The organism is Micromonospora sp. B006 (assembly GCF_003408515.1).
Lineage (GTDB): Bacteria > Actinomycetota > Actinomycetes > Mycobacteriales > Micromonosporaceae > Micromonospora > Micromonospora echinospora_A.
This window is the reverse complement of sequence record NZ_CP030865.1, coordinates 4,694,701-4,709,700: the sequence shown is the minus strand read 5'-3', so window position 1 is coordinate 4,709,700 and position 15,000 is coordinate 4,694,701. Positions and strand designations below refer to the sequence as shown.

The following is a 15,000-nucleotide window of genomic DNA, read 5'->3' as shown; positions in this document are numbered from 1 at the left end:
ATCCGAAGCACCGGACCACCCCACCTCCCCGAGGTGGCGGCATCTAAGGCACCGTCGCCCAGAACGCGATCAGGCCGTGCCGAGCACCTCGCGGGTCTCGCGGGCGATCTCCCGCTCCTCGTCGGTGCCCACCACGAGCACCGCCACCTCCGCGCCGTCCGGCGAGACGACCCGGTCGCCGTGGCCGTCGTTGCGCGCCGGGTCGACGGCGATGCCGAGCCGGTCCAGCCCGGCCAGCGCCGCCGCCCGTACCGGCGCGGCGTGCTCGCCGACCCCGGCGGTGAACGCGATCGCGTCGACCCGACCGAGCAGCGCGTAGTACGCGCCGACGTAGCCGGTGATGCGCCGGCAGTAGACGTCGAACGCCAACGTCGCGTCCGGGTCACCGGCGTCGCGGCGGGCCAGCACCTCACGCATGTCGTTGGCGCCGGTCAGCCCGAGCAGACCGCTGCGGTGGTTGAGCAGGTCGTCGATGTCGTCGACGCCCATGCCGCCCTCGCGGCGCAGGTGGAAGATGACTGTCGGGTCGAGGTCGCCGCTGCGGGTGCCCATCACCAGGCCCTCAAGCGGTGACATGCCCATCGAGGTGGCCACGCTGCGGCCACCCTGGACCGCGCACGCGCTCGCCCCGTTGCCCAGGTGCAGGGTGACGGTGTTCAGCTCGTCGTACGGGCGGTCGAGGAGGTCGGCGACGCGACGCGAGACGTACGCGTGCGAGGTGCCGTGGAAGCCGTACCGGCGGACGCCGTACCGCTCGGCGGTGGTCTTGTCGATCGCGTACGTCGCGGCGGCCTCGGGCAGCGTGTGGTGGAACGCGGTGTCGAAGACCGCCACCTGCGGGGTGTCCGGCAGCGCCTCCAGCGCGACCCGGATGCCGGCGAGGTTGGCCGGGTTGTGCAGCGGGGCCAGCGGCACCAGGTCCTCGATGGCGGTGACGACCGCGTCGTCGATGCGTACCGGTTCGCTGAACTTCCGCCCGCCGTGCACCACCCGGTGGCCGACGCCGGCCAGCCCGGTCAGGTCGAGGCGGCCGATGATCTCCCGGACCGCGCTCTCGTGGTCGGCCGGCCCGCCTCCGGGTTCGCCGATCCGCTCGACTGTGCCCTTGTCGAGGACGTCGTCGCCGTCGTACAGCCGGTACTTGACGGACGAGGATCCGCTGTTCAGGACCAGGATGCGGCTCATTCCGACGCCTCCGCGGCGGCCTGGATGGCGGTGATCGCCACCGTGTTGACGATGTCCGGCACGGTGGCGCCCCGGGAGAGGTCGTTCACCGGCCGGTTCAGGCCCTGCATGACCGGCCCGACCGCCACCGCCCCGGCCGAGCGCTGCACCGCCTTGTACGTGTTGTTGCCGGTGTTCAGGTCCGGGAAGATGAACACGGTGGCCCGCCCGGCGACCGGGCTGTCCGGCAGTTTGGTGGCGGCCACCTGCGGGTCGATCGCCGCGTCGTACTGGATCGGGCCCTCGACCAGCAGGTCGGGCCGGCGTTCCCGGACCAGCTTGGTGGCCGCGGCGACCTTCTCCACGTCGGCGCCGGCGCCGGAGCTGCCGGTGGAGTACGACAGCATCGCCACCCGCGGCTCGATGCCGAACCGGGCCGCGGTGTCGGCCGACGAGATGGCGATGTCGGCGAGCTGGTCGGCGTCCGGGTCGGGGTTGACGGCGCAGTCGCCGTACACGAGCACCCGGTCGGCGAGCAGCATGAAGAAGACGCTGGAGGCGACGGAGACGCCGGGCACGGTCCGGATGATCTCGAATGCCGGCCGGATGGTGGCGGCTGTGGTGTGGGTGGCGCCGGAGACCATGCCGTCGGCGTGGCCGGTCTGCACCATCATCGTGCCGAAGTAGTTGGCCTGCGCGACGATGTCGTGTGCCAGCTCCACGGTGACGCCGCGGTGGGCGCGCAACTGCGCGTACGCCTGCGCGAACTCGTCCCGCCACGGGCTGGTCGCCGGGTCGACCACCTGGGCGTCGCCGAGGTCCACGCCCAGTTCCCGGGTGCGGCGGGCGATCTCGTCCGGGCGGCCGAGCAGGGTGATCTCGGCGACGCCCCGGCGCAGCAGCACCTCGGTCGCGCGCAGGATCCGCTCGTCGGCGCCCTCGGGCAGCACGAGCCGGCGGCGCTGGGCGCGGGCCCGGTCGATCAGGTCGTTCTCGAACATCAGCGGGGTGACCCGTGCGGAACGGCTGACGCGCAGCCGGCGGGCCAGGTCGTCGGTGTCCACGCAGCGTTCGAACGCGCCGAGCGCGGCCTCGACCTTGCGCGGGTTGGCGGTGCTGGGGCGGCCCTCGATGCGGCTGGACGCGGACACCGTGTCGTAGCTGTCGCTGGGCACCGACAGCACGGGCAGCCCGGTGTTCATCCGCTCGACCAGGCGCATGGCGCGCGGGTCGGGCTGTTCGCCGAGCGTGAGCACCAGCCCGGCCAGCGACACCTGCCCGGCGACGTGCGCGGCGCCGGCGGCCACCAGCAGGTCCGCGCGGTCGCCCGGGGTGATCACCAGCGCCCCGTCGGTGAGGTGGTCCAGCAGCGTCGGCACGTGCGCCGCGCCGACCACGTAGTCGAGCACGTCGCGGTCGAGCGCGGTCTCGTCGCCGGTGAGCACAGTGCCGCGCAGCGCCGCCGCCACCTCGGCCACCGTCGGCGCCGACACGGTCGGCACCTCCGGGATCGCGTACGCGGGCACCGGCAGCTCGGGCAGCGTCATCGGCTGCGGCACGCGGTTGGCCAGCGCCGCGATCACCGTCGCGCCGAGGTCGACCAGATCGTGGTACGCGCCGCGCAGCGCCGCCGCGATCGCCTCCGGCTCCTGCGCGAACCCGTCCACCACGGGCACCACGACGCTGCCGAACTCGGTCGCGAGCCGGGCGTTGAAGGCCAGCTCACGGGGGCCGGTGCCGTCGCCGTAGGCGAAGTCGCTGCCGACCACCACTATCGCCGGGCAGCGGCGTTCGACCTCCCGGTAGCGGGTGACGATCCGGGAGATCAGTTCCTCCCGGCGGCCGTCCGCGACGAGCGCGCTCGCCTCGGCGTACGTGGCGCCGTACAGCTCGTCGACCGGCAGTTCCATCCGGTAGCGCTCGGTGAGCAGGGCCAGGATCGGGTCGGTGCCGTCACCGGCGACGAGCGGCCGGAACGCGCCGATCCGTTCCACCTGCCGGGACAACAGCTCGGCCAGCCCGAGCGCCACTGTCGATTTTCCCCCGCCCGAGCCGACGCCGGTGAGGTACACGCTGCGAGCCACGGCACCCAACCTACAAGATCGAGGTCGGTGCTGTCCGTTCTGCCTGGTCAGCACGGCTAGCCGGGAGAGAAGGTGGGAATTCCTCGCATCTACACTTGGCTGGTGGAAGGCCCGACCGCACTGATTCCTGTCGTACCGGAATCGCCCCCCGTCTTCGTCGACCCGAGCGGGCGGCGACGCCGGCGGCTTCGCCGTCTCGCCTACTGCGCCGGCGCGGCGGGTGTGATCTACACGGTCATGGTCGGAGCCAGCTTCGCCGGCGGGCCGATCAGCCCGGACACCGTCATCCCGTTCGTCGAGCCGACCAGCGAGCAGCGGCTGCCCTCGCCGAACCCGTCGGACGCGCCCGCGCCGACCCGTCCCGCTCCGGACGCGCCCACCGACATCCGCACCGCTCCGGCGCGGGCGCCGGCCACCTCCGTCGCCCCCGCCGCCACGGTCTCGCCGAGCCCTCGGTCTCAACGGCCGACCCGGCCCGCCCCGACCGCGCCCCGGCCCGTCCAGACGCCGGCCACCACCGCGCCGCCCACCACCGCGCCGCCCACCGCCCCCACCGCCGAGGTGCCGCCGCCCGCCGTCGACCCGCCCGCCGAACCCGCCGCACCCGCCGATGAGTGACCAGGCGCCCGCCCGTCCGAACCCGCCGACGAGCGAGCAGCCCACAGTCACGCTGGACCCCCGCCGTGTGCGGGCCGCCCGCCGGCAGCCGGACGACGCGCCCACAGTCGTGCTGGACGTCCGGCAGATCCCCGGCGCGCCGCAGATCCCCGGCCCGCGCCGGTCCCGCGGCCGGCGTCTCCTGCCCCGGCCGAGCTGGGCCCTGGTCGCCATGGTCGTGGTCGTCCTGGGCGGCCTGCTGGTCGTCGAGGCGTACACGAACGCCGCGTTCGTACCGGACAACCGGGTGACGCCCGGCAGCCAGCGGGAGGTTCCCAGCTCGGTGGTCGGGGGCGGCCCGATCGTCAACGTCGGCGCGGAGGGCCGGACCCAGTCGCACCGCCTGCCGCCGCGCACCATCGCGCTCACCTTCGACGACGGACCCGACCCGCGGTGGACGCCGGAGGTGCTGCGCGTCCTGGACAAGTACCAGGTCAAGGGAACCTTCTTCGTCGTCGGCTCGCAGGTCGTCCGCAACCCGGAGGTGACCCGCCGGCTGGTGGCCGAGGGGCACGAGCTGGGCGTGCACACGTTCACCCATCCCGACCTCGCAGCGCTGCCGGAGTGGCGGCGCGAACTGGAGTACGCGCAGACGCAGCTCGCCATCGCCAGCACCACAGGTGTCCGGCCGTCGCTGCTGCGTTTCCCGTACTCGTCCCGGGCGGACGCCTACACCGACCGGGACTGGCCGATGCTGCGGCAGGCGGGCGAACTGGGCTACCTCACGGTCGTCAACGACGTCGACAGCCGGGACTGGGAGCTGCCCCCGGTCGAGGAGATGATCGCGAACGCCACGCCGGACGGGACGGCCGGCACCGTCGCGCTCTGGCACGACTCGGGCGGCGACCGGTCCAGCACGGTGGCCGCGCTGGACCGCTACATCCCGGCGATGCTGGAACGCGGCTACCGCTTCACCACCGTCAGCGAGGGACTCAACCAGACGTTCGCGGCCGCGGGTGTGTCCGGCCCGGTGGGCGGGCACACGGCGGCCTCGCTCGACGAGCGGTTGCGGGGCCACGTCCTGGTCGGCGCGGTACGGGTGGCCGACGGCATGTTCGGGGTGCTCGGTGTCTTCTTCGTGCTCGTCGGGGTGCTCACCGTCGGCCGGTCGCTGCTGCTGTTCGTCCTGGCCACACGGCACGCGCGCCGTCGCCGTCGCCGTGACTGGTCGTGGGGCCCGCCGGTCACCGAACCGGTCTCGGTGATCGTGCCCGCGTACAACGAGCGGGAGGGCATCGCCGCGGCCGTCCGCTCGCTGGCCTGCGGCGACCACCCCGGCGGCATCGAGGTGGTGGTGGTCGACGACGGCTCGACCGACGGCACCGCCGACATCGTCGCGGCGCTGGGGCTGCCGAACGTCCGGGTCGTCCGCAAGCCCAACGGCGGCAAGCCGAGCGCGCTCAACACCGGCGTCGCGCTGGCCCGGCACGACCTGATCGTCATGGTCGACGGCGACACGATCTTCGAGCCGGAATCGGTCCGCCGGCTGGTCCAGCCCTTCGCCGACCCCCGGGTCGGCGTGGTGGCGGGCAACGTCAAGGTCGGCAACCGTCGCGGCCTGATCGCCAAGTGGCAGCACATCGAGTACGTCATCGGCTTCAACCTCGACCGCCGCCTCTACGAGACGCTGCGCTGCATGCCCACCGTCCCCGGCGCGATCGGCGCGTTCCGGCGGCAGGCGCTGGAGCAGGTGGGCGGCCTGACCGACGACACGCTCGCCGAGGACACCGACGTCACCATCGCCGTCGGCCGCGCCGGCTGGCACATCGTGTACGAGGAGACCGCCCGCGCCTGGACCGAGGCGCCGACCACCATCGGCCAGTTGTGGAAGCAGCGGTACCGGTGGAGCTACGGCACCATGCAGGCGATGTGGAAGCACCGGCGCTCGGTGATCGAGAGCGGAACGTCGGGCCGGTTCGGCCGCCGGTGCCTGTCGTTCCTGACGCTGTTCGGCGTGCTGCTGCCGCTGGCCGCCCCGGTGATCGACCTGCTCGCCATCTACGGGCTGATCTTCCTGGACCGCAGCGACACGGTGGTGGCCTGGCTGGTGATGCTCGCGCTCCAGTTCGTCACGGCGGTGCTGGCCTTCCGGCTGGACCGGGAGAAGCTCGGCGTGCTCTGGGTGCTGCCGTTGCAGCAGTTCGTCTACCGGCAGGTGATGTACCTGGTGCTGCTCCAGGCCGTCGGCACCGCGCTGACCGGGGGCCGGCTGGGCTGGCAGAAGCTGCGCCGTACCGGGAATCTCCAGGTCGCCGGGCGGGGCGCGACCGGCTGAGGCCGCGCCCGGCCGCGCCGGTCAGTCGTCGTCCGGGTCGTCGAGGCGGGCCAGCCAGGTGGCGAACCGCTCGATCGGGGTCTCGAACTCCGGATTCAGGTCGACGAAGTCGCGCAGCCGCTCGCCCAGCCACTCCAGGCTCACCTGCTCGTCGCCCCGGCGCTCGACCAGCTCCTCGATGCCACGGTCGGTGAAGTACACGGTGTTCCTCTCGTCGTCGTACGGCAGCGGCCCGCCCCGGGTCGGGACGGGCCGCTGCCGGTGGTGTCACGGGCGGGGGAGAGCCGCCTCGATCAGCGCGTTCTGCTCGACCTCGTGCATCTTCGCCGAGCCGACCGCCGGAGCGGCGGCGGCGGGCCGGGAGATACGGCGCAGCCGGACCTCGGGCAGGTGCTCCAGCAGGTTCAGCGCGACGAACGACCAGGCGCCCTGGTTGGCCGGCTCCTCCTGGACCCAGGCGAAGTCCTCGGCGTTCGGGTACTGCGCCAGAGCGGCCCGGACCTCCTCGACGGGCAGCGGGTAGAGCTGCTCCATCCGGATGATCGCGGTGTTCGTGACGCCCCGCTCCTGCCGGGCCTGGAACAGGTCGTAGTAGACCTTGCCCGAGCAGAGCAGCACCCGCTTGACCTGCTCCGGCGCCGGAGCCGCGGTGTCGGCCAGCACCGGGGAGAACGTGCCGGTGGTGAAGTCCTCCACCGGCGACACGCAGAGCTTGTGCCGCAGCAGCGACTTCGGCGTGAACACCACCAGCGGCTTGCGCTTGGGCGACAGGGCCTGGCGGCGCAGCAGGTGGAAGTAGTTCGCCGGGGTGGTCGGGATGGCCACCCGCATGTTGTCCTCGGCGCAGAGCTGCAGGAACCGCTCCGGGCGGCCGGAGGTGTGGTCCGGGCCCTGGCCCTCGTGGCCGTGCGGCAGCAGCAGCGTCACCGCGGAGCGCTGACCCCACTTCACCTCGCCGGAGGAGATGAACTCGTCGATCACCGACTGGGCGCCGTTGACGAAGTCACCGAACTGGGCCTCCCAGGCCACCAGCGCGTTGATGTTCTCCACCGAGTAGCCGTACTCGAAGCCCATGGCCGCGTACTCGGAGAGCAGCGAGTCGTGGACGAAGAAACGCGACCGCTCGCCGTCGGCGGTGAGCGACATCAGCGGCAGGTAGTCCTCGCCGGTCTTGGCGTCGACCACCGAGGCGTGCCGCTGGACGAACGTGCCGCGGCGGGAGTCCTGCCCGGCGAGCCGGACCGTGACGCCGTCGTGCAGCAGCGTGCCGAACGCGATGATCTCGGCGAAGCCCCAGTCGATGCCGCCCTCGACGGACATCTTGCGGCGCCGCTCCAGCAGCTGCTGGATCCGCTTGTGCGGGGTGAAGCCCTCCGGCAGGTTGACGTGCGCCTCGCCGATCGCCTTGACCACCGAGGCGTCGGTGGCGGTGTCGACCTGCGGCTCCGGCTCCTCCTCCCGCGCCGGGCGGCTGAGCTGGCGCGGCGTGGTCGCGGCGTCCCGGGTGGCCTTGAAGACCCGCTCCAGCTGCCCCTGGTAGTCGCGCAGCAGCTCCTCCGCGTCCTCCACGGTGATGTCGCCGCGCCCGATCAGCTCTTCGGTGTAGAGCTTCCGGACCGAGCGCTTCGAGTCGATGATCTTGTACATCTCCGGGTTGGACATCGACGGGTCGTCGCCCTCGTTGTGCCCGCGCCGGCGGTAGCAGACCATGTCGATCACGACGTCCTTGTTGAACGCCTGCCGGTACTCGAACGCGAGCCGGGCCACCCGGACCACTGCCTCCGGGTCGTCGCCGTTCACGTGGAAGATCGGCGCCTGGATCATCCGGGCCACGTCGGTGCTGTAGAGGCTGGACCGGCTGTACTCCGGGGCGGTGGTGAAGCCGACCTGGTTGTTCACGACCACGTGCACGGTGCCGCCGGTGCGGTAGCCGCGCAGCTGAGACAGGTTGAGCGTCTCGGCGACCACACCCTGGCCGGCGAAGGCGGCGTCACCGTGCACCGCCAGCGGCAGCACGGTGTAGCCCTCCAGCTTGAGGTCGATCCGGTCCTGCTTGGCCCGGACTATTCCCTCCAGCACCGGGTCGACGGCCTCCAGGTGCGACGGGTTCGCCACCACCGACACCTTGACCGCGTGCTCGCCGTCCGGGGTGGTGAACTTGCCGTTCTGCCCGAGGTGGTACTTCACGTCGCCCGAGCCCTGCGTGGAGCGCGGGTCGAGGTGCCCCTCGAACTCGGAGAAGATCTTCTCGTACGGCTTGCCGACGATGTTCGCCAGCACGTTGAGCCGGCCGCGGTGGGCCATGCCGATGACGACCTCGTCCAGCCCGGCCTCGGCGGAGCACTCCAGCACCTCGCCGAGCAGCGGGATCAGCGACTCGCCGCCCTCCAGCGAGAAGCGCTTCTGGCCGACGTACTTGGTCTGCAGGAACGTCTCGAACGCCTCGGCGGCGTTGAGCCGGTTCAGCACGTGCTTCTGCTCGTCCTGGCTCGGCTTCTCGTACTTGCGCTCGACGCGCTCCTGGATCCAGCGCCGCTCCTCCGGGTCCTGGATGTGCATGTACTCGATGCCGACCCGGCGGCAGTACGAGTCACGCAGCACGCCGAGGATCGAGCGCAGCTTCATCCGCTGCTGGCCGGCGAAGCCGTTGACCGGGAAGACGCGGTCGAGGTCCCAGAGCGTGAGCCCGTGCTGGAGCACGTCAAGGTCCGGGTGCTTACGGATCTTGAACTCCAGCGGGTCGGTGTCGGCCATCAGGTGGCCGCGCACCCGGTACGCGTGGATCAGCTCGTGCACCCGCGCGGTCTTGTTGATCTGGCCCTCGCTGTCGACGGCCACGTCGCGCATCCAGCGCACCGGCTCGTACGGGATGCGCAGCGAGGTGAAGATGCCGTCGTAGAAGCCGCGCTCGCCGAGCAGCAGCTCGTGCATGACCTTCAGGAACTCGCCGGACTGCGCGCCCTGGATGATCCGGTGGTCGTACGTGCTGGTCAGCGTGATGACCTTGCTGACCGCGTTCTCGGCCAGGGTGGCCTCGCTCATGCCCTGGTAGGGGGCCGGGTACTCCATCGCCCCGACGCCGATGATGGCGCTCTGCCCCTGCATCAGGCGCGGGATCGAGTGCACGGTGCCGATGCCGCCCGGGTTGGTCAGCGAGATCGTGGTGCCGGAGTAGTCCTCCATGGTCAGCTCGTTGCGGCGGGCGCGCCGGACCACGTCCTCGTACGCCTGCCAGAACTGCCGGAAGTCCATCTGCTCGCAGCCCTTGATGGACGGCACCACCAGGTTGCGGGAGCCGTCCGGCTTGACCAGGTCGATCGCGATGCCCAGGTTGACGTGCTCCGGGCGGACCATCGCCGGCTTGCCGTCGACCTCGGCGAAGGAGTTGTTCATCTCCGGGTGCTCGACGACGGCGCGCACCAGCGCGTACCCGATCAGGTGGGTGAAGCTGACCTTGCCGCCGCGACCCCGGGTGAGGTGGTTGTTGATCACGATGCGGTTGTCGACCAGCAGCTTGGCCGGGACGGCGCGCACGCTGGTGGCGGTCGGGACCGACAGCGACGCGTCCATGTTCTGAACGATCTTGGCGGCCACGCCGCGCAGCGTCGTGGTGCCGGCGGCGCTCGCGGCCGGTGCCTTCGCGGCGGGCTTGGCCGGTGCGGACTTCTTCGCCGGCTCGGGGGTCTTCGCCGCCGGCTTGGCGGCGGGCTTGGCCGGGGCGGACGCCTTCGGGGCGGCCTTCGGCTCGGCCTTGGCGGGCTCCGCCTTGGCGGGCTGCTCCTTGACCGTGGCCACTGCTTCCTGCTGCTCGGCCGGCTCAGGCTTCGCGGCCGGCTTGGCCTGCCCGTCCGGGCGCGGTGTGGCGGCGCCCGGGGCCGGCCGGTAGTCGGCGAAGAAGTCGTGCCAGGCCGAATCGACGCTCGAGGGGTCGGCGAGGTAGCGCTGGTACATCTCCTCGACGATCCACTCGTTCGGGCCGAAACCCGCCAGTGGGTTCTCCTGCGAAGTCTGCTGGGTCGACACGGCCGCTAATCGCCTCTTTCACGCGGTTGTGAATGTCACGGTGGCCCCCGGTGACCCCCGGTTGCCGACGCTGGGTAAACCGATGCCAAGGCTACGCCGTGCGCTGGGCGCAGGCATTCTCGCCTCCGGCTGGTGGTCCGATTCACAGAAGATGCCAGAAGTTCGGCAAACGCTGCGTGATCCACCGACTCCTGCTAGACGACGAGGACCCCGGGCAGTGACGAGTGTCACCGGCCGGGGTCCGCCTGACGGCGAGGTCAGGAGATGTCGCGCTTGCGGATGGTGGCGATGCCGATCGCACCGGTCACCACCGCGTACCCGATCAGCACCGCGGCGCCGGCCCAGCGGGGCGGGTTGCCGGGGATCTCGGTGCCGGCCACCATCAGGCTGGAGGCCAGCGACGGCACCAGCAGCTGGAGCTGGTTGATCCAGTCGCCGAAGCGGCCGGCCAGCAGGCCGATGGCGATCGCCGCGCCGATGGTGCCGCCCAGGTAGAGCAGGATGCCGGTCACCGTCGCGCCGATCTGGCTGCGGATCAGCACGCCGAGCCCGACGCCGAGCACCGACCAGAGCAGGTAGGCCAGGCCGTTGAGCGCGACCGACGCCCAGACCTCTCCGCTGCCGAGCTGGGTGCCCACGTTGGTGGCATTCAGGATCATCGGCCCGAAGATCAGGTTCAGTGCCGTGGTGACGACCCAGAACAGCAGCGCCAGCACGCCGGCCGCGACCAGCTTGGCCAGCATCACCGCGGTGCGGTGCGGCGCGGTGAGGAACGTGGTGGTCACCGTCTGGTGGAAGAACTCGCTGGTCACCACCACGATGCCGAGCAGCAGGACGATGAGCAGGCCGAAGAACTGGCCGTTCGTGTAGAGGTTCGCGGCCAGGCTGTCGGCGCTGGAGATCGCCTGCACCTGGTCGGCCTGGTCGGCCGGAACCTCGCCCAGGTCGCCGCCGGCCAGCGCGTCGGTCTGCAACCAGTTGAACAGCAGCGCCAGCGCCCAGAGCGGCAGGCTGATCAGCCCGAAGATCCACCACGTGCTGGTGGTACGGATCTTGAGCAGTTCGGATCGGACAAGCGTCATCGGATCTCCGCCTTTCCGGCCGTCAGCTCCAGGAAGACCCCTTCGAGGTCGGGGCGCTCGGTGGTCAGCTCGTGCAGCTCCACCTTGGCGGCCAGCGCGACCCGGCCCACGGTCGGGGCGTCCACGCCGCTGACCAGCAGCGCTCCGTGCGGGTCGGCGTCGACGGTGGCGGACTGCTCGCGCAGCACCGTGGCCAGCTCGTCGGCCTGCGGGGTGCGCACCCGCACCCGGACACCGTGCGTCATCGAGGCCATCACCTGGTCGACCGGGCCCTGCCGGACCAGCTTGCCGGCCGCGATGATCACGACATCGTCGGCGAGCAGCTGCATCTCGGAGAGTAGGTGGCTGGAGACCAGCACCGTACGGCCCTCGGCGGCGAGACCCTTGAGGAAGCCGCGCATCCAGCGGATGCCCTCCGGGTCCAGGCCGTTGGCCGGCTCGTCCAGGATCAGCACCTGCGGGTTGCCCAGCATCGCTGCGGCGATGCCGAGCCGCTGCTTCATGCCCAGCGAGTAGCCCTTGAACTTGCGCTTCGCCGCGGGCGAGAGCCCGACCAGGGCGAGCGCCTCGTCGGCGCGCTCCTTCGGCAGGCCGGCCGCCGCGCAGATCACCCGAAGGTGGTTGATCCCGGTGCGGCCCTTGTGCGCGCTGGACGCCTCCAGCACCGCGCCCACCGTGCGCAGCGGGTCGGCCAGGTCGGCGTACCGGCTGCCGCCGATGGTCGCCGTGCCGGCGCTCGGCGTCACCAGGTTGAGCAGCATGCGCAGCGTGGTCGTCTTACCGGCGCCGTTCGGGCCGAGGAAGCCGGTGACCCGGCCCGGCTCGACGGTGAACGACAGATTGTCCACCGCGCGGACGGTCTTGTATTGCTTGGTCAGGCCGGACACGATGATCTGGCCGGTCCCGGCACTGGGGCGTGGCTGCCCGTCGGACATCATTCTCCTCTCCTGCCCCGGCGGGCGTGACGCGCGCCGGTGGGGGCGCCCGTTGCGGGGGCACCCGGCAACAGCCTTCCAACCCGGCGCAAGGGGGTCAATCAGGCGGGACGCGTACCCGCCGTCCTCCTCAGGGAGGAGATCAGCCGGTCGGCAGCGCCACCCAGGTGGCCCGGGCGCGGCCGAGCAGCGCGCCGTCCGCACCGTACAGGCTGGTGTGCACCTCGGCCTTCCGTTTCTCGCCGCCGACCGCGAGGCCGGTCACCACGCACTCGTCGCCGGGTCGTGGCAGCGCCGTGACCCGCGCGGCGATCCGCCCCAGCACGTACGGGCGGCCGGGCGCGAGCACCGCCCAGCCACCCGGACAGTCCAGCGCCGCCCACACCGTCGCGGGCGTCACCTCCGCCGGGGCGTCGAACGGCGCGGCGGTCCGCCCGTCCGGCAGCCGTCCCGGGAAGATCCGCAGCCCGTCCGGGTGCGCCGGGCCGCAGACGAAACAGCGGGGAAAAGGGTGGTCCAGCAGACCGGGGTACGCCCGCGCGGCGTCCTCCGCCGTCGCCCGGTCCACCGGTGGCACCACCGCCTCGACCGGCGCCACCCGGCGTACCTGGGCGATCAACTGGCCGTCCGGGTCGCGTACCTCGCCGTCGGCGGCGGTCAGCGGGGTGTCCAGCGGCGGCGGCCGGCGCAACGTGACCTCCACCGGCCCCCGGTCGTCGATCAGCGCGGCGAAGATCCCGGCACTCCAGCCGCCGTTGCCCGAACCGTCCGGTCCCTGGAAACGGGCCTCGACCAGCATGCGCACCTCCGGGTTCAGCTCCGCCGGCGCCCTCGCCGGCGGTCCGCCCGGCAGCCTCGCACACACCCGCCCCGCACCGGCCGTCCCGGTTCGCACGACGCCGCCGGCACCGTCTTCGTGGACCGGTTCCGGCCGCGCGACCTGCCCGCCACCGTCGCGCGCGTGGCCGAGGCGCTGCGCTCCGGGCCGCCACCGACTGCCGCCCGGCAGCGCTGGACCTGGACCGTCAGAGATCTTGGTAGCAAACGGGCCCCTATGAGGGCCTTTTGCTGCCAAGATCTACCGGCTTCTCAGGGTGTGGAAAGGTGATCCTTGTCAGTGGGATGAGGCGACGGAGGCGGACCGAGGCGCGCGTCGGAGACGCGACACTATCGCGATAGCATCTTGTTCAGTCGCGATGTATCGCGTTATGCTCCTCGCGTCACTCGACGTGCCGTCGGTCGGTACGTCGTCGAGGGGAGGACGCCATGGCCAACTGGACGGTCGACAGCCCGCAGCGGATCACGGTGGACGAGCCGGTCACCCGGCTCGACGTCCGGCTGGTCAGCGGCCGGCTCAACGTGGTCGCCACCGATGGCCCGGCGCGGGTCGACGTCACCCGGATCGGCCGGCGGCCACTCCTTGTCGAGATGCGCGACGGCCGGCTGACCGTGCAGCACGAGCGGTCCACCCGGTGGCCGGGGGTGCTCTGGTCCTTCGGCCCGCTCCACCGCCGGTATCGCGCCGAGGTGTCGATCGCCGTGCCGGCCGAGGTCCTCGCCGATCTGCACCTGGTGGACGGCACGCTCGTCGCCTCCGGCCTGCGCGGGGACACCAAGGTCGACGTCACGTCCGGCCAGGTCACCCTGCGAGGGCTGCGGGGGCGCACCAGCGCCAAGGTCATCTCCGGGCCGGTCGAGGCGCTCGGCATCGGCGGCGACCTCGACCTGGAGACGGTCTCCGGTGAGCTGATCCTCGCCGACAGCGCGCCCGAGCGGGTCCGCGCCCACGCCGTCTCCGGCTCGATCACCTGCGACCTGGACAACCCGCGCGGCAGCGAGATCCGGCTCAGCGCCATCTCCGGCAGCATCACCGTGCGGGTCCGCGAGGACAGCGACCTCACCGTGCACCTGCACACCACCTCCGGCCGCATCACCAGCGGCTTCCCCCAGGTGGGGGCCGGTCCGCGGGGCTTCGGCCCGATCAAGGACAGCCACGGCGTGCTCGGTGGGGGCGCGGGTAGGCTCTGGGCCTCCGCGACCTCCGGCAGCATCGCGCTGCTCGCCCGCCCGGTCGCGACCGCCGAGGACGTGGAGGAACTGCCGTGACCGCCGTGTTCAGCCACGGCCGGCTCCGGCTCTACCTGCTGAAGCTGCTCGACGACGGCCCGAAGCACGGATACGAGCTGATCCGCCTGCTGGAGGACCGCTTCCTCGGCCTGTACGCCCCCAGCGCCGGCACCATCTACCCCCGCCTGCAACGGCTGGAGACGGAGGGCCTGGTCACGCACACCGCCGCGGGCGGGCGCAAGGTCTACGAGATCACCGAGGCGGGCCGCGCCGAGCTGCGGCAGCGCGCCGACGAGCTGTCGACCCTGGAGGCCGACATCGGCGCCGCGGTCGAGGACCTGTCCGCGCTGGCCGGTGAGATCCACAACGAGGTACGCGGCTCGGTCCGCGACCTGAAGCGCGAGCTGCGTGAGGTGGCCCGGCAGACCCGGCAGGGCGCGTGGACGGCCTCTGCCACGGCCCGGCCCGCCGGCGACGGGGGGTCGGCCCGTCCGGACGACTCGCCGCTGCTCGCCGAGTTCGACAAGCGGCTGGCCGCGTTCACAGTCGAGGTCGGCGCGCTGGTACGGGCGCGGCGGCTCAGCGACAACCAGCTCCGCACCGCGATCCGGATGCTCGACGGGGCGCTGGAAGGGCTGCGGCGGCTGTTCCGCTGATCTCACAGGTTGTTTCCAGGCTCCACCCAGCGCGGCCGCAGCCGGAGCGCGGATGAT

At 72.1% G+C, this 15,000-nt stretch carries 11 protein-coding genes; 4 read left to right on the top strand and 7 right to left on the bottom strand.

Going from position 1 to position 15,000, the window contains the following annotated elements; genetic code table 11:
• Window positions 1-69: 69 nt before the first annotated feature.
• Window positions 70-1,185: an acetate/propionate family kinase gene (locus tag MicB006_RS21080; RefSeq protein ID WP_116508413.1), complete on the bottom strand. Its 1,116-nt coding sequence runs from the start codon at window positions 1,183-1,185 to the stop codon at window positions 70-72.
• Window positions 1,182-3,257 (bottom strand): phosphate acetyltransferase, encoded by a 2,076-nt coding sequence (gene pta / locus MicB006_RS21075; protein ID WP_116508411.1) that lies wholly within the window; start codon window positions 3,255-3,257, stop codon window positions 1,182-1,184. Before pta ends, MicB006_RS21080 begins: the two co-directional genes overlap by 4 nt.
• Before the next feature lie 93 nt (window positions 3,258-3,350).
• Here pta and MicB006_RS32050 point away from each other — a divergent pair, with 93 nt between their 5' ends.
• A complete protein-coding gene (locus MicB006_RS32050; protein ID WP_192900111.1) occupies window positions 3,351-3,866 on the top strand; it encodes a hypothetical protein in 516 nt (171 codons plus the stop codon).
• On the top strand, window positions 3,859-6,180 hold the full coding sequence (locus MicB006_RS21065; protein ID WP_116508409.1) for a bifunctional polysaccharide deacetylase/glycosyltransferase family 2 protein: 2,322 nt from the start codon (window positions 3,859-3,861) through the stop codon (window positions 6,178-6,180). The genes MicB006_RS32050 and MicB006_RS21065 overlap by 8 nt, the downstream gene beginning before the upstream one ends.
• 21 nt (window positions 6,181-6,201) lie before the next feature.
• On the opposite strand, the gene MicB006_RS21060 is transcribed toward MicB006_RS21065, so the two are convergent.
• The 5 genes from MicB006_RS21060 to MicB006_RS21040 all read right to left on the bottom strand — a co-directional run bounded on the left by MicB006_RS21060 (window position 6,202) and on the right by MicB006_RS21040 (window position 13,019).
• Window positions 6,202-6,381, bottom strand: a complete 180-nt coding sequence (locus MicB006_RS21060; protein ID WP_030503218.1) for a DUF6104 family protein — start codon at window positions 6,379-6,381, stop codon at window positions 6,202-6,204.
• 66 nt (window positions 6,382-6,447) lie between these two features.
• Complete coding sequence (locus tag MicB006_RS21055; protein WP_116508407.1) at window positions 6,448-10,203, bottom strand: multifunctional oxoglutarate decarboxylase/oxoglutarate dehydrogenase thiamine pyrophosphate-binding subunit/dihydrolipoyllysine-residue succinyltransferase subunit; 3,756 nt, start codon at window positions 10,201-10,203, stop codon at window positions 6,448-6,450.
• A gap of 257 nt (window positions 10,204-10,460) precedes the next feature.
• A complete protein-coding gene (locus MicB006_RS21050) occupies window positions 10,461-11,285 on the bottom strand; it encodes an ABC transporter permease (RefSeq protein ID WP_116508405.1) in 825 nt (274 codons plus the stop codon).
• Window positions 11,282-12,223: an ABC transporter ATP-binding protein gene (locus MicB006_RS21045; protein ID WP_370013359.1), complete on the bottom strand. Its 942-nt coding sequence runs from the start codon at window positions 12,221-12,223 to the stop codon at window positions 11,282-11,284. The genes MicB006_RS21050 and MicB006_RS21045 overlap by 4 nt, the downstream gene beginning before the upstream one ends.
• Window positions 12,224-12,362: 139 nt before the next feature.
• Complete coding sequence (locus tag MicB006_RS21040) at window positions 12,363-13,019, bottom strand: hypothetical protein (protein ID WP_116508404.1); 657 nt, start codon at window positions 13,017-13,019, stop codon at window positions 12,363-12,365.
• A gap of 467 nt (window positions 13,020-13,486) precedes the next feature.
• Between MicB006_RS21040 and MicB006_RS21030 the strand changes: the two genes are divergently transcribed.
• Both MicB006_RS21030 and MicB006_RS21025 read left to right on the top strand, forming a co-directional pair.
• On the top strand, window positions 13,487-14,326 hold the full coding sequence (locus tag MicB006_RS21030) for a DUF4097 family beta strand repeat-containing protein (protein ID WP_073828725.1): 840 nt from the start codon (window positions 13,487-13,489) through the stop codon (window positions 14,324-14,326).
• On the top strand, window positions 14,323-14,943 hold the full coding sequence (locus MicB006_RS21025) for a PadR family transcriptional regulator (RefSeq protein WP_073828724.1): 621 nt from the start codon (window positions 14,323-14,325) through the stop codon (window positions 14,941-14,943). The genes MicB006_RS21030 and MicB006_RS21025 overlap by 4 nt, the downstream gene beginning before the upstream one ends.
• Window positions 14,944-15,000: the final 57 nt, after the last annotated feature.